This window comes from Pseudomonas sp. FP2254 (assembly GCF_030687695.1).
In the GTDB taxonomy this organism is placed as follows: domain Bacteria; phylum Pseudomonadota; class Gammaproteobacteria; order Pseudomonadales; family Pseudomonadaceae; genus Aquipseudomonas; species Aquipseudomonas quebecensis.
On record NZ_CP117444.1, the window covers coordinates 4,271,323 to 4,287,767 of the forward strand.

At 59.6% G+C, this 16,445-nt stretch carries 17 protein-coding genes; 8 read left to right on the top strand and 9 right to left on the bottom strand.

The features are described from left to right. Positions 1-130: 130 nt before the first annotated feature. The 3 genes from PSH94_RS19635 to PSH94_RS19645 all read left to right on the top strand — a co-directional run bounded on the left by PSH94_RS19635 (position 131) and on the right by PSH94_RS19645 (position 2,947). Positions 131-1,546, top strand: a complete 1,416-nt coding sequence (locus PSH94_RS19635; RefSeq protein WP_181080128.1) for an MFS transporter — start codon at positions 131-133, stop codon at positions 1,544-1,546. Positions 1,547-1,677: 131 nt separating this feature from the next. Further along, positions 1,678-2,172: a hypothetical protein gene (locus PSH94_RS19640; protein WP_181080127.1), complete on the top strand. Its 495-nt coding sequence runs from the start codon at positions 1,678-1,680 to the stop codon at positions 2,170-2,172. Between the two features lie 337 nt (positions 2,173-2,509). Next, complete coding sequence (locus PSH94_RS19645; protein WP_305435598.1) at positions 2,510-2,947, top strand: GNAT family N-acetyltransferase; 438 nt, start codon at positions 2,510-2,512, stop codon at positions 2,945-2,947. Positions 2,948-3,150: 203 nt separating this feature from the next. Here PSH94_RS19645 and def read toward each other — a convergent pair whose 3' ends face one another. The 3 genes from def to PSH94_RS19660 form a co-directional block, all read right to left on the bottom strand. Then, the gene (gene def, locus PSH94_RS19650; RefSeq protein WP_181080126.1) at positions 3,151-3,690 is read right to left on the bottom strand and encodes a peptide deformylase; all 540 of its coding nucleotides are present in this window, start codon (positions 3,688-3,690) and stop codon (positions 3,151-3,153) included. Between the two features lie 3 nt (positions 3,691-3,693). Next, a complete protein-coding gene (locus tag PSH94_RS19655) occupies positions 3,694-4,644 on the bottom strand; it encodes a YihY/virulence factor BrkB family protein (protein ID WP_253509092.1) in 951 nt (316 codons plus the stop codon). Between the two features lie 182 nt (positions 4,645-4,826). Continuing rightward, positions 4,827-5,012, bottom strand: a complete 186-nt coding sequence (locus PSH94_RS19660; RefSeq protein WP_181080124.1) for a CsbD family protein — start codon at positions 5,010-5,012, stop codon at positions 4,827-4,829. A gap of 199 nt (positions 5,013-5,211) precedes the next feature. Between PSH94_RS19660 and PSH94_RS19665 the strand changes: the two genes are divergently transcribed. Next, a complete protein-coding gene (locus PSH94_RS19665; protein ID WP_253509094.1) occupies positions 5,212-5,589 on the top strand; it encodes a hypothetical protein in 378 nt (125 codons plus the stop codon). 57 nt (positions 5,590-5,646) lie between these two features. Here PSH94_RS19665 and fadD1 read toward each other — a convergent pair whose 3' ends face one another. Both fadD1 and fadD2 read right to left on the bottom strand, forming a co-directional pair. Continuing rightward, on the bottom strand, positions 5,647-7,338 hold the full coding sequence (gene fadD1, locus PSH94_RS19670; RefSeq protein ID WP_181080122.1) for a long-chain-fatty-acid--CoA ligase FadD1: 1,692 nt from the start codon (positions 7,336-7,338) through the stop codon (positions 5,647-5,649). A 390-nt stretch (positions 7,339-7,728) separates the two neighbouring features. Next, positions 7,729-9,417, bottom strand: a complete 1,689-nt coding sequence (fadD2, locus tag PSH94_RS19675; RefSeq protein WP_181080121.1) for a long-chain-fatty-acid--CoA ligase FadD2 — start codon at positions 9,415-9,417, stop codon at positions 7,729-7,731. 203 nt (positions 9,418-9,620) lie between these two features. Between fadD2 and PSH94_RS19680 the strand changes: the two genes are divergently transcribed. Together PSH94_RS19680 and PSH94_RS19685 are read left to right on the top strand one after the other, a co-directional pair. Continuing rightward, complete coding sequence (locus PSH94_RS19680) at positions 9,621-10,565, top strand: alpha/beta hydrolase (protein ID WP_305435599.1); 945 nt, start codon at positions 9,621-9,623, stop codon at positions 10,563-10,565. Between the two features lie 52 nt (positions 10,566-10,617). Continuing rightward, complete coding sequence (locus tag PSH94_RS19685; RefSeq protein WP_003175719.1) at positions 10,618-11,088, top strand: MaoC family dehydratase; 471 nt, start codon at positions 10,618-10,620, stop codon at positions 11,086-11,088. Between the two features lie 111 nt (positions 11,089-11,199). Here the strand turns inward: PSH94_RS19685 and PSH94_RS19690 are convergent, their stop codons facing one another. Beyond that, positions 11,200-11,667 (bottom strand): PA2169 family four-helix-bundle protein, encoded by a 468-nt coding sequence (locus tag PSH94_RS19690; RefSeq protein WP_003175720.1) that lies wholly within the window; start codon positions 11,665-11,667, stop codon positions 11,200-11,202. A gap of 207 nt (positions 11,668-11,874) precedes the next feature. On the opposite strand from PSH94_RS19690, the gene PSH94_RS19695 reads away from it, so the two are divergent. Together PSH94_RS19695 and PSH94_RS19700 are read left to right on the top strand one after the other, a co-directional pair. After that, positions 11,875-12,111 carry a DUF3820 family protein gene (locus tag PSH94_RS19695; protein ID WP_181080169.1) on the top strand — a complete coding sequence of 79 codons (237 nt, stop codon included), beginning with the start codon at positions 11,875-11,877 and terminating at the stop codon, positions 12,109-12,111. A 12-nt stretch (positions 12,112-12,123) separates the two neighbouring features. Beyond that, positions 12,124-13,305 (top strand): aminotransferase class V-fold PLP-dependent enzyme, encoded by a 1,182-nt coding sequence (locus PSH94_RS19700; RefSeq protein ID WP_305435600.1) that lies wholly within the window; start codon positions 12,124-12,126, stop codon positions 13,303-13,305. 101 nt (positions 13,306-13,406) lie between these two features. On the opposite strand, the gene PSH94_RS19705 is transcribed toward PSH94_RS19700, so the two are convergent. From PSH94_RS19705 to zwf, 3 genes are read right to left on the bottom strand one after another with little or no spacing between them, the layout of a single operon-like run. Next, entirely contained in the window at positions 13,407-14,072 is a 666-nt protein-coding gene (locus PSH94_RS19705; RefSeq protein WP_026067364.1) for a bifunctional 4-hydroxy-2-oxoglutarate aldolase/2-dehydro-3-deoxy-phosphogluconate aldolase, read from the bottom strand. Positions 14,073-14,089: 17 nt separating this feature from the next. After that, positions 14,090-14,803 carry a 6-phosphogluconolactonase gene (gene pgl / locus PSH94_RS19710; protein WP_181080118.1) on the bottom strand — a complete coding sequence of 238 codons (714 nt, stop codon included), beginning with the start codon at positions 14,801-14,803 and terminating at the stop codon, positions 14,090-14,092. Continuing rightward, the gene (gene zwf, locus PSH94_RS19715; RefSeq protein WP_305435601.1) at positions 14,790-16,256 is read right to left on the bottom strand and encodes a glucose-6-phosphate dehydrogenase; all 1,467 of its coding nucleotides are present in this window, start codon (positions 16,254-16,256) and stop codon (positions 14,790-14,792) included. Before zwf ends, pgl begins: the two co-directional genes overlap by 14 nt. Between the last annotated feature and the right edge of the window lie 189 nt (positions 16,257-16,445).

Sequence of the window (16,445 nt, forward strand, 5' to 3'; positions counted from 1 at the left end):
ATAAAACCTTAAGCCATGCGCCTTATGCGCAATTAATTGCCAAATGTGCTCGGCGCCACCTGCAACTTAACAAGCAGCAGTTTCCGTTAGCCGGCTAAGATTCCAGGTCACTGCCCCTGGAATCTCAGCCATGTCGACCCTCACCGCCTCAGCCACCGACGGCATCGACCCGTTGCGCGCTGCCCACATCAGCGCACGCATCGACCGCCTGCCCGCCGTCGCCACCGTCTGGCGCCTGGTGGCGCTGCTGTCGATCGGTGGTTTTTTTGAGTTGTATGACCTGTTCCAGACTGCCTACATCAGCCCAGGCCTGATCAGCGATGGAATTTTCCACACCGGCAGCGAGGGTGTGTTCGGTTTCTCCGACCAGGCCGCGTTCGCCTCCGCGACCTTTCTGGGCCTGTTCCTCGGCGCCAGCCTGCTCAGTCCGATTGCCGATCGCTTCGGGCGCCGGGCGATCTTCACCTTTGCGCTAATCTGGTACACGGTGGCCACCGTGTTGATGGGCATCCAGACATCCGCCCTGGGCATTATCGGCATGCGTTTTCTGGTGGGCATCGGCCTGGGCATCGAGCTGGTGACGATCGACGCCTACCTCTCGGAACTGGTGCCCAAGCGCATGCGCAGCTCAGCGTTTGCCTTCGCGTTTTTTATCCAGTTTCTGTCGGTGCCCGCCGTGGCGCTGATGTCGTGGTGGCTGGTGCCCCAGGCGCCATTCGGGATCGCCGGTTGGCGTTGGGTGGTGCTGAGCAGTGCGGTGTTTGCGCTGTTTATCTGGCAACTGCGCAAGCGTTTGCCGGAATCACCGCGTTGGCTCGCGCAACAAGGCCGCTTCGACGAGGCCGGGCAGATCATGGACAACCTGGAGGCGCACTGCCGCCAGGATCACGGCAAACCGCTGGACGAGCCCGAGCCAGAGGCCGTCAGCGTGCAGGGCAGCGGGCGTTTTGCCGATATCTGGCAGCCGCCGTACCGACGCCGGGCGTTGATGCTGATCGTGTTCCATGTGTTCCAGGCCATCGGTTTTTTCGGCTTTGGCAATTGGTTGCCGGCGTTGCTGTCGGGCCAGGGCGTGAGTGTGACCCACAGTTTGCTGTACGCGTTTATCATCACCCTCGCCTATCCGCTGGGGCCGTTGCTGTTCGTGAAGGTGGCCAACCGCTTTGAGAACAAGTGGCAGATCGTCGGCTCGGCCATGGGCGCGGTAATCTTCGGCAGCCTGTTCGCGCTACAGACCACGGCGGTGGGGCTGGTGTTCTGCGGGGTGATGATCACGTTCTGCAATGCCTGGCTGAGCTTCAGTTATCACTCGTACCAGAGCGAACTGTTCCCAACCAATATTCGCGCGCGGGCGGTGGGGTTCTGTTATTCGTTCAGCCGCTTGTCGACGGTGTTCAGCAGTCTGTTGATCGGGTTCATTCTCGAGCACTTGGGCACGCCCGGTGTACTGGCGTTTATCGCCAGCAGCATGTTGATCGTAATGATCACCATCAGTTGGTTCGGGCCACGCACGCGCAACCTGGCCCTGGAACATATCGCCCATTGACGGCAACGGTTGGCCGTCGGTGGGATAAGTTTTGCCGCCGACGGCGCGCCGCCCCCAACAAACCGGGGGGGCCGGCACTCGGCATGCTATTTGCTCCAGCTGTGGCAACGAACATTTCACAGGTGACGATCATGCTGGTAAACAACAACACCCAAGCCGTGTCGACCGTTCAACAGATCAAGCGCCCCGACATGGACCCCGCCAACGCCGCCGCCAGCGCACTGTACAGCGGCGCTTTGCAAGCGGCGCAACAAGCCGTGACCGTACCGGCCGCGCAAAAGGAACTGGACAAGGCCACCGATCGTATCGATGAAGCCTTCGCCAAAACCCGTGTGCAATTGCAGACCAGTACCACCAGCGATGTGCCGGCCACCAACGCTACGTCCGGCGCACGCGCGGAGTTCACTGAATACATGAGCAAATCTCCGGCCGAACGTATCCGTGAGCAATTGCTCAAGGAACAGGGGCTGACCGAGGCGGATGTGCAGAACATGTCGCAGGAAAAGCAGGACGCGATTTCCAAGCAGGTGGCTGAACGCTTGAAGCAGCAGCAGGAACAGCAAGTAGCGGCGAAGACGGCTGCGCCTCAGGCGCAAGCGCTGAAAGAGACCTTGGCGGCCATCTGACGTCACTGGCCGCGAGGTTTTTAAGCACTCACGAACGCTGCGGCCATTCCCGGATGATCGTGCCATCGAACGACTTCGCAAGCCTGCTCGCCCTTGAGCGAACAGGCGTTTGCGGATCAGTGCCCGAACAGACCTGTTTCGGATTTCTTGGCTTTCTTGTCTGCGCGTTTTTCATCGGCGGTCTTTGCCGGTTTTTTCTTCGCGGCTTTCTTTGAATCCATACCTTTGGCCATGTTGCGTACTCCACTGTGAAGGGATGCAGCATTGGGTATACCACCTATTGCCCGGCAGAAGGCGCTTATAATCCTGGGCCCATCACGACGCCTGCTTGAATACCATGCCCGAGTTGCCCATTGAGCCACTGCCAGCGCCCCTGTGGCCGCTGCTGAACAAATTTTACCGCCGCCACGACTCATCGATGAAGGCGCTCAAGGGCGGGCGCTTATGGGTGGCGCGCGATGGCGACATTGTCGCCGGGTTGTGCCTGACCCCCGCAGTGGGCGGGCAGTGGCTGACGGGCGTGTTTGTGGCGCCGGATTATCGCGGCCAGGGTTTGGCGACGCGGTTGATCCGTGAGGCAGTGGCGTCAGCCGAGGGCACGGTATGGTTGTTGTGCCATCCTGACTTGGAGCGGTTGTATCAGCGGATGGGCTTTACCCAGGACACGCGATTGCCGCAGTCCCTCAGCGAGCGGCTGGTGCGTTACAAGCGCAACAAACCGATGATCGCGATGGGCTTGGAATCGGGAGTGAGGTCGCCCTCGGATAGCCGGTGACAGGCAGGGAATGGCCCATGTTTTTTGTCTGGCACACCGCTGTGTCTGGAGAGAGGGCCGCTTCGCGGCCCGGCGCGGGGCAAGCCCGCTCACCACAACCACTTTGTGCGCCGATCCCCTGTGGTGAGCAGGCTTGGATTATGTGCAGCTAACTAAGGCTACTGGGCAAGCCCCTTCCCACATTCTGATCGGCATTTGTTTGTTTAATCGGCCGTAGTGGGATCCAGCTCCGGGAACATCACGTCGATGAAACCGAACTTGCTGAAGTCGGTGATGCGCGACGGGTATAAGCGGCCGATCAGATGGTCGCATTCGTGTTGCACCACCCGCGCATGGAAACCATCTGCAAAGCGCACGATAGGCTCGCCCTTGGGGTCGAAACCTTCATAGCGGATCTGCTGGTAGCGGTTCACCGCGCCACGCAGGCCAGGCACCGACAGGCAGCCTTCAAACCCCTCTTCGAGCACCGGGCTGAGCGGCGTGATCAACGGGTTGATCAGGATGGTCTGGGGCACGGGTGGCGCGTCCGGGTAGCGTTCGCTGCTCTCGAAGCCGAAGATCACCAGTTGCAGGTCGACGCCGATCTGCGGGGCGGCCAGGCCCACACCTCCTACGTGTTCCATGGTCTGGAACATGTCATCGATCAATTGCCACAGCTCGGGGCTGTCGAACATTTCCGGCGGAACCGGAGGGGCGATGCGCAGCAGGCGTTCGTCGCCCATTTTCAAGATTTCACGGATCATCGATCAGACTTCGTCAGTAGTGGGCTTGATGGAGTGGTCACGGCCAAGGCCGGACACGTGCTGTTTTTCCAAGGCCGGCGGCTCGTCGAAATCCTTCGCCCCGGGTTCCTTGCCTTCGGCTGACATGTGTTCGATCACGGCGTTCATCTCCGCGCCCAGCAGCAGCACCGCGGCGGAAATATAAAAGTACAGCAGCAACACAATGATCGCACCGATGCTGCCATACATGGCGTTGTAGTCGGCGAAGGTCTTGACGTAATAGCCAAAGCCCAGGGAGGCGACGATCCACACCACCACCGCCAGCACCGAGCCCGGCGTGATAAAGCGAAACTTCTGCTCGACATCGGGCATCACGTAGTACATCAACGCCACGGCAAACATCAGCAGGATCACGATCAGCGGCCAGCGCAGGATGGTCCACAGGGTCACCACGAACTCCTGCATACCGATCTGCCCCGCCAGCCACTCCATCACTTGGGGGCCGAGCACCATCAGCGCGGCGGCGGCCAGCAGCATGCCGGCGATACCGATGGTATAAAAAATCGACAGCGGAAAACGCTTCCAGATCGGCCGACCTTCGACCACGTCGTAGGCCGCGTTCATCGCGCTCATCATCAGGCGCACACCGGCCGAGGCCGTCCACAGTGCAATCACGATACCTACCGAGAGCAGGCCACCTTTGGATTGCTGCAGCTGGTCGATCACCGGGTTGACCTGCTCCAGCGCCTGGGGCGGCAGCACCAGTTCCGATTGCAGGCGCAGCCAGCTGAAGAAGTCCGGCAGGTGCAGGAAACCGATCAGGGCGATCAAAAACAGCAGGAATGGAAACAGCGAGAACAGCATCTGGTAAGCCAGCGCCGACGCGTAGGTGGGCATTTCGTCATCGACGAATTCCTTGATGGTGCGAAACAGCACGGTGTGCAGCTTGAGGCCATCAAGTACGGGAAAAATCATAGCGTCTCCTTTCGCCGCAAAGAGGAAAAGATCGTGGGCGACTCAAGAGCCGTTTTCTACCTCAAAGTAGCCCATCTGGCGACTTTGAAACAATTTCCAAAGTTTAGTTGCAGCGCAGGACATAAAAACGGCCATCCGTGGATGGCCGCAGGACGACGGGTTTGCACCCGCCCTAGCCAGCATTACTTAGTGGCTTTTTTGACGGCATCCTTGGTCTTGCCGACAGCCTGCTGTGCTTCGCCTTTCTTCTCTTGAACCACACCTTCAGCACGCAGTTTGTCGTTATCGGTCGCTTTGCCGACACCTTGCTTGACGTTACCAACCGCTTCGTTGGCCAAACCTTTTGCCTTATCCGCTGTGCTGCCCATGGTATTTCTCCGAAAGAACAATCAAGGGTTTTTGGTCATTACCTAAAGATTGACCGGGGGCCGTTCGGCAGAGTTTCAATTATTTCAACGTGCATTTGATCGTCGCGCACAGGTTGGGCTTTATGTTTTGCGGCCAACCCACGAGAATGCGCGGCACATTCAGGCTATTACGCTGAATAACAGATCCCGTAGGAAGGTTATGAAACTCAATAAAGCACAGGCCATTGCCCGCAGAAACCAGGAATTGGGCGGTGCCGTACTCGGCGTCAACAATTGCCATTTCACCGACCTGGACCGTAAACGCAATATCTGGTGGTTCGATCTGCCGGTGGCGCGGATTGCGGTGGGTCAGTACGAGTGGATTCACTTGTTGATGCATAACGCCGAATCCGACCAGTTGCTGCACCTGAAGGTGCCGACGGCGTTTCTGCGTGAAAAACTCGAAGGGTTGGTGGTGCGTAATGCGGGCAAGCGCAGGCCGGAGATCACCTTGGAGCTGAGCGCGGACAAGGACTCGTTCTTGAAGGACGTGCGTCCGGCGGGTGCAGGTGTGAGCTTCGCGCAGTTCGCTCTGTAAGAGCCGCAGTCAAAAAAATGTGAGAGGTGGCTTGGCCCCTCCCACATTTGAATTGCATTACTTTTTAAGCCCGAGCTTCTTCAGCTCTTCGTCGCGCAACTCGCGACGCAGGATCTTGCCTACGTTGGTAGTCGGCAAGGCATCGCGGAATTCCACGGCCTTGGGCACCTTATAGCCGGTAACGTTAGCGCGCATGTGCTCCATGACCTGCTCTTTGGTCAGGGTCGCGCCCGGCTTGACCACGATAAACAGCTTGATGTGCTCACCGGATTTCTCGTCCGGCACACCGATGGCCGCGCATTGCAACACGCCCGGCAGGCCGGCCAGCACGTCTTCCAGCTCGTTGGGGTACACGTTGAAGCCGGAGACCAGGATCATGTCCTTCTTGCGGTCGACAATGCGCATATAGCCATCGGGCTGGATGATCGCGATGTCGCCGGTCTTGAGCCAGCCTTCGCTGTCGAGCATCTCGTCGGTGGCGTCCTGGCGCTGCCAGTAGCCCTTCATCACTTGCGGGCCCTTGACGCACAATTCGCCGGTTTCGCCCAGCGCCAGCTCGGTGCCGTCGTCGGCAATGACCTTGCACACCGTCGAGGGCACCGGAATGCCGATGGTGCCGATCTGGATATGCTGGATCGGGTTGACCGTGGCCACCGGGCTGGTCTCGGTCATGCCGTAACCTTCGCAGATGCCGCAACCGGTCACGGCTTTCCAGCGCTCGGCCGCCGCCAATTGCAGGGCCATGCCGCCCGACAGGGTGACTTTCAGTGCGGAGAAGTCCAGCTTGCGGAAAGCCTCGTTGTTGCACAGCGCCACGAACAACGTGTTCAGGCCGACAAAGCCACTGAACTTCCACTTCGACAGTTCCTTGACCATCGCCGGCAGGTCGCGCGGGTTGCTGATCAGGATGTTGTGGTTGCCGATCAGCATCATCGCCATGCAGTGAAAGGTGAACGCGTAGATGTGGTACAGCGGCAGCGGCGTGATCAGGATCTCGCAACCTTCATTGAGGTTTGAGCCCATCAGCGCCTTGCACTGCAGCATGTTGGCCACCAGGTTGCGGTGGGTCAGCATCGCGCCCTTGGCCACGCCGGTGGTGCCGCCGGTGTATTGCAGCACCGCCACATCGCTGCTGAGCGGACTGGCGTCGCTGACCGGTTGGCCACGGCCTTTGGCGAGCACGTCGTTGAACTTGACGGCCTGGGGCAAGTGATACGCCGGGACCATTTTTTTCACGTACTTGATGACGCTGTTGATCAGCAGGCGCTTGAGCGGCGGCAGCAGGTCGGCGACTTCGGTGACGATCACATGCTTGACGGCGGTCTTGGGCACGACCTTTTCCGCCAGGTGAGCCATGTTGGCCAGGCACACCAGCGCTTTGGCGCCGGAATCGTTGAACTGGTGTTCCATTTCCCGCGCGGTGTACAGCGGGTTGGTGTTGACCACGATCAGGCCGGCGCGGATGGCACCGAACACAGCGACCGGGTATTGCAGGACGTTGGGCAGTTGCACGGCGATTCGATCGCCGGGCTTCAAGTCGGTATGCTGTTGCAGGTAAGCGGCAAAGGCGCCGGACAGTTCGTACAATTCACCGTAGGTGATCGTCTTGCCCAGGTTGCTGAAAGCCGGTTTGTTGGCGAAGCGCTGGCAGGACTGTTTCAGTACCGCCTGAATATTTGGATACTCGTCTGGATTGATGTCTGCAGCAATCCCGGCGGGGTACTTATCCTTCCAAAAGTCTTCGTTCATGGAAGCCCACTCCTCAGCGACGCGAATTCATCATCGCATTTGATGCGATTATTATTGGTGTATGTTTTTTTAGGTGAGTCCGGCGCGTTCAAGCAGGCCGAGAGGTCACAAAGCGCGCCGAGAGTAGCAGCTTTGCCGAGGGCCGACTAGAGCCAAAAGAGGCCCCTACAGTCATAAACATGACTCAAGAATATCCAATAGTCATTTTTAGAGCAAAAATTCTATACCGCCTGAAAAGGCTCTAGAACAGGGCTTAACAGGTTAAACACAGACGAATGTGAGAGGGGGCCTGCTCCCGATGGCAGTGGATCAGTCGATACAAATGCTGACTGTTCCACCGCCATCGGGGGCAGGCCCCCTTGCACATTTTGATTGCATTTCACTTCGGGGTCAGGCGATCTCGCGCAGCTCCCTGCGCAGGATCTTGCCCACCGGCGTCATCGGCAACGACTCACGCAAGACGATGTGCTTGGGCACTTTGTAGCCGGTGAAGTTGGCTTTGCAGTAGGCCTTCAGCTCTTCAAGGCTAACGCCCTGAGAACGCGCTACCACGAACAGTTTTACCGCTTCCCCGGTGCGCTCGTCCGGCACGCCGATCACCGCACAACTGGCCACCGCCGGGTGGGCCATTACCACGTCTTCGATTTCGTTGGGGTATACGTTGAAACCGGACACGATGATCAGGTCTTTCTTGCGGTCGACGATGCTTACAAAACCGTCGCTGTCGATCACCGCGATATCCCCGGTTTTCAGCCAGCCCTCGGCATCCAGGGTTTCGGCGGTTGCCGCCGGCTGTTGCCAGTAGCCTTTCATCACCTGCGGGCCCTTGATGCACAATTCGCCGCGCTCCCCCAGGGGCAATTCGTGGCCTTCGTCATCGATCACTTTCATCGCCGTACCCGGCACCGGCATGCCCACGGTGCCCAGCCGCGACTGGCTGCCGTAAGGATTGGTGCTGGCCACCGGCGAGGTTTCGGTCAGGCCGTAGCCTTCGCCGATGGTGCAGCCGGTCAGGGCCTTCCAGCGCTCGGCGGTGGCCTTGACCAGGGCAGTACCGCCGGAATTGGTGATCTTGAGGTGGGAGAAATCCAGGGTCTTGAAGTCCGGGTGGTCCATCAGCGCCACAAACAGCGTGTTCAACCCCAGCAGGCAGGAGAACCGCCATTTTTTCAGCTCCTTGATAAACCCACCGATGTCGCGCGGGTTGGTGATCAGCACGTTGTGGTTGCCGGTCACCATCATGCACATGCAGTTCGCGGTGAAGGCATAGATGTGGTACAGCGGCAGCGGCGCAATCATCACCTCCTGCCCTTCGCGCACCAGCGGCTGACCGTTGTCGCTGACCTGGGACATGCACGCCCGCGCCTGCTGCATATTGGCGACCAGATTGCCGTGGGTCAGCATCGCGCCCTTGGCCAGGCCGGTGGTGCCGCCTGTGTATTGCAACACGGCGATGTCATCCAGGGTCACCGGGTGGCGGGTCACGCCCAGGCCCGCCCCCATGCGCAGCGCGCGCTTGAACGACACGGCGCGCGGCAGGTGGTAGGCCGGTACCATCTTCTTGACCTTGTCGACGACGGTGTTGACCAGCCAGCCTTTGACCGCGGGCAGGAAGTCGCCCATTTTCGCTTCGATCAGGTAGTCGATCTCGGTGTCCGCGCACACCTCCTGCACCCGTGAACCGAACAGGTTGAGGTAGACCAGCGCGCGCACGCCGGCATCCTTGAACTGGTGGCGCATCTCACGCGGGGTGTACAGCGGGTTGGTGTTGACCACGATCAGCCCGGCGCGCAGCGCGCCGAACACGGCAATCGGGTAATGCAGCACGTTGGGCATCTGCACCGCGATGCGCTCGCCGGGCTTGAGGTCGGTGTGATGCTGCAGGTAGCCGGCGAACGCCGCGCTCTGGCGTTCAAGCTCGGCGTACGTGAGGGTGATGCCCATGTTGCTGAATGCCGGACGGTCGGCGAACGCCTTGCAGGACCGCTCGAACACTTCGATCACCGACTTGTAGGTGGTGAGGTCGATGTCATTGGGAACGCCCGCCGCACGTTTGTCATTCCAGAAATCAGGTTGCATTATTCTTATTCCCCTTGCCCGCATGTGTCCGGCCGCCTTTATAGAAAGCGGAGCTTTGGGGACGTTAGCAGCTATGGCCAAACAGGCAAATACACTGAACTGTGTCATTGATTGTATGAATCTTGCCGCTGATGCGCAGGCAGATACCCCGCCCCTCACCCGATCAGCGATACACTGCAACGACCCGGAGCAAAGGAATCGCCATGAACCCGTCCACCTTCTGGCTGACCGCCAACGATCACACTCGTCTCTACGTGAATCAATGGATGCCGCAGGCTCCGATCAAGGCCGTGGTGATGGTGTCCCATGGCATGGCTGAGCACAGCGGGCGCTATGCGCGGCTGGCCCAGGCGCTGTGCGACGCAGGCTACGGCGTGTACGCGCCGGACCAGCGCGGTCATGGCCGGACCGCCGATGAAGGTACTCTGGGGTTGTTCGCCGAGCGCGACGGTTGGAGCAAAGTGGTGGGCGATCTGGCCAGCCTCAACCAGCACATCGGCCAACAGCATCCGGGGCTGCCGATCGTGCTGCTGGGGCATAGCATGGGCAGCTACATCGCCCAGGCGTACCTGCTGCACCACAGCGCCAGCCTGCATGGGGCGATTCTCAGCGGGTCGAATTTCCAGCCGGTGGCGCTGTACCGCGCCGCGCGCCTGATCGCTCGCGCCGAACGCCTGCGCCAAGGCGTGCGCGGTCGCAGCGCGCTGATTGACTTTCTGTCGTTCGGCTCATTCAACAAAGCATTCAAACCCAATCGCACAGCTTTCGACTGGCTCAGCCGCGACTCGGACGAGGTGGATAAGTACATCAACGATCCACTCTGTGGCTTTCGCTGCACCAACCAATTGTGGGTGGACCTGCTCGGCGGCTTGCAGCAGATCAGCAAAGCGTCCAACCTGCGGCAGATCGATCCGGGCCTGCCGATTCTGGTAATGGGCGGCGAATGTGATCCGGTCAGTGAGGGCAAGCGTCTCACCCACCTGGCCCAGGCCCTGCAAGCGGCCGGCTGCCAGCACCTGCAGCTGACTATTTACCCGCAGGCGCGTCATGAAGTGTTCAACGAAACCAATCGTTCGCAAGTCACGGCGGATGTACTGACATGGCTGGACCACGCCCTGAGCTTGCATCGACCGCCCCGCTGCGAATAACTTTTCCTTTAAAATCAAAAAATTACCGATTATCCACAGGATGCACCTTGAGATGACCCAGGTTACCAATACCCCGTACGAAGCCCTTGAAGTCGGCCAGACCGCCAGCTACAGCAAAACCGTTGAAGAGCGCGATATCCAGCTGTTCGCCGCCATGTCCGGTGACCACAACCCGGTGCATTTGGATGCGGAATACGCGAAGGCGACCATGTTCAAGGAGCGTATCGCCCACGGCATGTTCAGCGGCGCACTGATCAGCGCAGCGGTCGCCTGTGAGTTGCCTGGGCCGGGTACCATTTACATCGGCCAGCAGATGAGCTTCCAGAAGCCGGTGAAGATTGGCGACACCTTGACCGTGCGCCTGGAAATCCTGGAAAAACTGCCCAAGTTCCGCGTGCGCATTGCCACCCGTGTGTTCAACCAGCGCGATGAGCTGGTGGTGGATGGCGAGGCGGAGATCCTCGCACCGCGTAAACAGCAGGTGGTGACCCTGACCGAACTGCCGCCGATCAGCATCGGCTGAATACAAATGTGAGAGGGGGCTTGCACCCGATTGCGGTAAGTCAGTCATTAAACATCGACTGATTCACTGCTATCGGGAGCAAGCCCCCTCCCCGTTTGCTACGCGGTAAGCTTACGACTGAGCGCGAGCCTGGTTACGCAGGGCTTTCACTTGGTCGTGATTGCGTTGTACGCCATGGTACTGACGCTCAACCAGGTCACGAATGCCCAGCAGGTTGTGCTTGTTGATCTTCTCGATCGCTTCACGGTAAGCCTTAAGTGCGTGGTCTTCACCGCGCTCGGCTTCGTTCAGCACAGCCTCTTCATCTTTACCGGTCACCATCGACTTAACGTCGACCCAACCACGGTGCAGTGCGCCGGCAACGCTGCCGGAATCTTCCGGATCACCACCCAGGGCACGCACGGCGGTTTTCAGCTCGGCGGCAGCGGTGGCGCAATCAGCAGAACGCTTGGCAAACAGCGCCTTGAGTTCTGGGTGCTTGATGTCTTCAGCGCACTCTTTGAAACCTTTTTGACCGTCGATGCTGGTTTCGATCAGGTCGTTCAGTACAGAGATCGATTCTTTGTTGATGTCAGTCATTTTTCAATTCCTTATGTGGGTTGAGAAAGGTTGTCTTAATGATTGCAGCGCTCGTGCCAGGTTTTGAAAAATAACTTTATTGTTTAAATTCAAATAGTTACGAAATATTGAACCATCTGTATCTACGTTATTTGCATGATCTGTCATTTGGCCTTCATGCAGAATGCCTGTATTTTCCAAGACCACCCTCGTAACTGCCTGACGCCCATGAACCCGGAAAAGCTGGAACTGCTGGTCACCCGCGAAATGCCCTTCGGCAAATACAAGGGCCGGATCATCGCCGACCTGCCCGGCCCTTACCTGAATTGGTTCGCCCGTGAAGGTTTCCCCCACGGCGAATTGGGCGGTCTGCTGGCACTGATGCAGGAAATCGACCACAACGGCCTGTCAGAACTGCTCGACCCACTGCGCGCCAAGCACGGCAAACCCGCCCCACGCCATTAAGAGCCCACGCCCATGCCCTGCAATGCCGATAACGAAGCGCACTGGCAAGCCATCGCCCAGCGCTATGACTGTGAGCCAGGCCCGATCAATCTGGAAAATGGCTACTTTGGTCGCATGAGCCGTGCGGTCCAGGCGCAATACCTGGAGCATGTAGCGTTTATCAACCGCAGCAATGCGGTGTATGTGCGCCAGCGCTTTGAACAAGGCGAGAGCGTCGAGATCCGGCGCCAGCTCGCCGCCTTGATCGAAGTGGACCCCGAGTCGGTGGCGTTCACCCGCAACGCCACCGAAGCCTTGCAGTCGCTGATCCGCAATTACAACCGCCTGCAGCCGGGCGACCAGGTGCTGATCAGCGACCTGGAGTACGACACGGTCAAGGGCGCCATGCGCTGGCTGGCGGCGCATCGCGGTGTGGAGGTTGTCGAACTGTCCCACACCCACCCGACCAGTTTCGACAGCCTCCTACAGACCTATCGCGATGCCTTCGCCCAACACCCGCGCCTCAGGCTGATGGCTCTGACCCACGTCACCCATCGCACCGGGCTGGTGATGCCGGTGGCCGACATTGCTCAGGCTGCGCGGGCCCACGGCGTAGACGTGATCCTCGACGGTGCCCACGCCCTGGGCCAGATCGATTTCAACCTCGCCGAACTGGGCATCCAATTCGCCGGGTTCAACCTGCACAAGTGGATCGGCGCGCCGTTGACCCTGGGCTTTTTATACATCGCGCCCGAGCGCCTGGCCGATATCGACACGGACATGGGCGAATTTCACTACCCGACCACCGATGTACGCGCGCGTACCTCCTACAGCACGCCGAACTTTCCGGCGCTGATGACCCTGCCGCGGGTACTGGACGAGCATCGGGCGCTGGGCGGCGCGGCAGCCAAGGGCGCGCGGGTCAATTACCTGCGCAATGTGTGGGTGAGCCAGGTGCGGGCATTGCCGGGGATCGAGGTGCTGACGCCGGACGATCCAAGGTTGTATTGCGGGATTACCGCTTTCAAGTTCAGCGGTCGTGACCAGCAGGCGATGGTGGAGCGTTTGCTCAAGGACTACAACCTCTTCACCACGACGCGCGTCGGGGCATCGTTCGGGACGTGCATTCGGGTCACACCGGGGTTGGTCACCTCGGTGGCCGACATCCATCATCTGATCCATGCCATCACCGAACTGCACCACCGCCCTCATTAGAAGCGAGTTTGGCGTTATTGCAGGCAAAAAAAAGCGGTACACCGACCAAGTGCACCGCAAAAATGCCGTTAAGCACAGCAACAACGATTCGGTAAATCAGATCAATCCAGCAGCGCCAGCGCCTGAGCGGTGACTTCCTGAATACGTGCCCAGTCGCCGTTCTTGACCCACTCTGGGTCGAGCATCCAGCTGCCGCCCACGCACATCACGTTTTTCAACGCCATGTAGCTTTTGATATTGGCCGGGCCGACGCCGCCGGTGGGGCAGAACTTCACTTCGCCGAACGGGCCACCCAACGCCTTGATCGCCGCTACGCCACCGCTGACTTCAGCGGGGAACAGCTTGAAACGACGGTAGCCCAGGCCATAGCCTTCCATGATTCCGGACGCATTGCTGATGCCCGGCAGCAGCGGGATCGGGCTGTGTACCGAGGCTTCCAGCAGGTCGCGGGTGATCCCGGGGGTAACGATGAACTGCGAGCCGGCCACTTCCGCCGCCTCCAGCATGTGACGATCAAGCACAGTACCGGCACCGGTGCACAGCTCAGGACGCTGCTCGCGCAGGACCTGGATGGCCTTGAGTCCGAACTCCGAACGCAGGGTCACCTCCAACGCGGTCAAACCGCCAGCCGCCAGGGCATCGGCCAGCGGCAGAATGTCCTGTTCGCGGGCGATGGTGATCACCGGCAGGATCCGCGCCTTGGCGCAGAGGCTGTCGATCAAGGCAACTTTATCCGCCATGGACACGGTCGGTTGTGGGCTTTTCATAGCGGCTGATCCTTGGCTCATGGGCACCAGTAAATCTCTAAAGTAGGTTGCAAAAACGCGCGAATCGGCATGGCGGCGACATCGTCTCCGGCCAGCGCGGCGCTCAAGGTGGTCAATTTCGAACTGCCGGAGATCGACAGTACGGTGTAGTGGGCCGTGGCCAGCAACGCGCGACTCATGGTCAGGCGCTGGTGCGGCACGGTCGGCGCCAGCATTGGCCAGCAACGGCGGGTACCGTCGGGCTGCAGGGCTTCGTTCAGGTTCGGGCTGTTGGGAAACAGCGAGGCGGTGTGGCCGTCATCGCCCATGCCCAGCACCAGCACATCGATGGCCGGCAGTTCGGCCAGCAGGCGGTCGGCCTGCTCGGCAGCTTCTTCAAGGTTCACGGCAGCGCTGTACAGGCTTAGGAACCGCGCCTTGGCGGCCGGGCCCTGCAACAGGTACTTCTTCAACAGGCCGGCGTTACTGTCGGCGTGTTCCACCGGTACCCAGCGCTCGTCGGCCAGCGTGATGGTGACCTTCGACCAGTCCAGGCCCTGCTTGGCCAGGTTCTGGAAAAACGCCACCGGGCTGCGCCCACCGGATACGACCAGGGTCGCGACGCCGCGGGCACTGATGGCCGTGCGCAGTTGCTCGGCCACATCGTTGGCCAGGCCGTCCGCCAGCAACGCAGGCGTACGGTACTCATGAGCGTTGACGCCTTGCGGCAGTTTCAATTCAGATATCGCCATACCACGACCTCCCATCCCGCGTGATCAGTGCAATGGAGCTCATCGGCCCCCAGGAGCCCGCTGCATACGGCTTGGGCGCATCACCGGATTTCTTCCACCCGGCGATCAACTGGTCACACCACTTCCACGCGGCTTCGATTTCATCTTTGCGAACAAACAGGTTCTGATTGCCGCGCATCACTTCCAGCAGCAGACGCTCGTAGGCATCGGGGATGCGCGCGCTGCGATAGGTATCGGAAAAATTCAGTTGCAGCGGGCCGCTGCGCAGTTGCATGCCCTTGTCCAGCCCCTGTTCCTTGGTCATTACACGCAAGGAAATCCCTTCGTCCGGCTGCAGGCGGATGATCAACTTGTTGCTGATCTGCAGGCGCTGCTCGGGAGCGAAGATATAGTGGGACGGTTCCTTGAAATGGATAACGATCTGCGACAGTTTTTGCGGCATGCGCTTGCCGGTACGCAGGTAGAACGGCACTCCGGCCCAACGCCAGTTACGGATATCGGCCCGCAGGGCGACGAAGGTTTCGGTGTCGCTCTGAGTGTTGGAGTTCTCTTCTTCCAGGTATCCGGGCACCGGCTTGCCGGCGCTGTAGCCGGCGATGTATTGGCCACGCACCACTTGGGTGGTCAGACCGTCCGGGCTGATCGGCGCCAGGGCCTTGAGCACCTTGACCTTCTCGTCGCGGATACTGTCGGCGGACAGGTCGGCCGGTGGGTCCATGGCGATCAGGCAAAGCAGCTGCAACAGGTGGTTCTGGATCATGTCACGCAGCTGGCCGGCTTTGTCGAAGTAACCCCAGCGGCCTTCGATGCCGACCTGCTCGGCCACGGTGATTTCCACGTGGGAAATGTAGTGCTGGTTCCACTGGGTTTCGAACAGGCTGTTGGCGAAACGCAGCGCGATCAGGTTCTGGACGGTCTCTTTGCCCAGGTAATGGTCGATGCGATAGGTGCGGTTTTCCGGGAAAAACTGCGCCACGGCGTCGTTGACCTTGCGCGAGGACTCCAGGTCCGAACCGATCGGCTTTTCCAATACCACACGGGTGTTGTCCGCCAGGCCGACCTTGGACAGGTTCTCGCAGATCGCGCCATACACCGCCGCCGGGGTGGCGAAGTAGGCGATCAAGCGTTGTTCGGTGCCGGCCTTTTCGGCCAGGGCCACATAGTCGTCGGCTTTCAAGAAATCGACGTGAACATAGGTCAGGCGCGCCAGAAAGCGCTGGGCGATGCTCTCGTCCAGTTCCTTGCCGACGTACTTGCGCAGTTCTTTTTCGATATGGGCCAGGTGTTGCTGCTCGGAACCGGCTTCACGGGCCAGGGCCAGGATGCGTGTGTCATCGTGCAGGAGCCCGGCGCCATCAAGCTGATAGAGGGCAGGAAACAACTTGCGCAGCGCCAGATCACCCAAGGCGCCAAACAGGCCAAAGGTGCAGGGTTCTACGGTTATCGAAGGCATGATGTTTGTTCTTTTATCAAGTTAAGCTACAAATACCTTTTTTCAAGGTATCACTCAAGGAAAAATGTAGTAATAACCACAACATTTTCCCGAAATACGCATTGCGTGTGGTGGTGTTCAGCTACCCTCAGTAGGATAGGCCACCGCAACAGGCCGCTCGTCGATTGCTTGCCGGCCTTAATTTGCATC

Coding starts and splice junctions, on each gene's coding strand:
- fadD2 (WP_181080121.1), bottom strand. CDS start 9,417: ATGCAACCTGATTTCTGGAATGACAAACGTGCGGCGGGCGTTCCCAAT.
- PSH94_RS19680 (WP_305435599.1), top strand. CDS start 9,621: ATGAACCCGTCCACCTTCTGGCTGACCGCCAACGATCACACTCGTCTC.
- fadD1 (WP_181080122.1), bottom strand. CDS start 7,338: ATGAACGAAGACTTTTGGAAGGATAAGTACCCCGCCGGGATTGCTGCA.
- PSH94_RS19685 (WP_003175719.1), top strand. CDS start 10,618: ATGACCCAGGTTACCAATACCCCGTACGAAGCCCTTGAAGTCGGCCAG.
- PSH94_RS19700 (WP_305435600.1), top strand. CDS start 12,124: ATGCCCTGCAATGCCGATAACGAAGCGCACTGGCAAGCCATCGCCCAG.
- PSH94_RS19665 (WP_253509094.1), top strand. CDS start 5,212: ATGAAACTCAATAAAGCACAGGCCATTGCCCGCAGAAACCAGGAATTG.
- PSH94_RS19690 (WP_003175720.1), bottom strand. CDS start 11,667: ATGACTGACATCAACAAAGAATCGATCTCTGTACTGAACGACCTGATC.
- PSH94_RS19660 (WP_181080124.1), bottom strand. CDS start 5,012: ATGGGCAGCACAGCGGATAAGGCAAAAGGTTTGGCCAACGAAGCGGTT.
- PSH94_RS19635 (WP_181080128.1), top strand. CDS start 131: ATGTCGACCCTCACCGCCTCAGCCACCGACGGCATCGACCCGTTGCGC.
- PSH94_RS19705 (WP_026067364.1), bottom strand. CDS start 14,072: ATGAAAAGCCCACAACCGACCGTGTCCATGGCGGATAAAGTTGCCTTG.
- PSH94_RS19640 (WP_181080127.1), top strand. CDS start 1,678: ATGCTGGTAAACAACAACACCCAAGCCGTGTCGACCGTTCAACAGATC.
- PSH94_RS19695 (WP_181080169.1), top strand. CDS start 11,875: ATGAACCCGGAAAAGCTGGAACTGCTGGTCACCCGCGAAATGCCCTTC.
- PSH94_RS19645 (WP_305435598.1), top strand. CDS start 2,510: ATGCCCGAGTTGCCCATTGAGCCACTGCCAGCGCCCCTGTGGCCGCTG.
- PSH94_RS19655 (WP_253509092.1), bottom strand. CDS start 4,644: ATGATTTTTCCCGTACTTGATGGCCTCAAGCTGCACACCGTGCTGTTT.
- zwf (WP_305435601.1), bottom strand. CDS start 16,256: ATGCCTTCGATAACCGTAGAACCCTGCACCTTTGGCCTGTTTGGCGCC.
- def (WP_181080126.1), bottom strand. CDS start 3,690: ATGATCCGTGAAATCTTGAAAATGGGCGACGAACGCCTGCTGCGCATC.
- pgl (WP_181080118.1), bottom strand. CDS start 14,803: ATGGCGATATCTGAATTGAAACTGCCGCAAGGCGTCAACGCTCATGAG.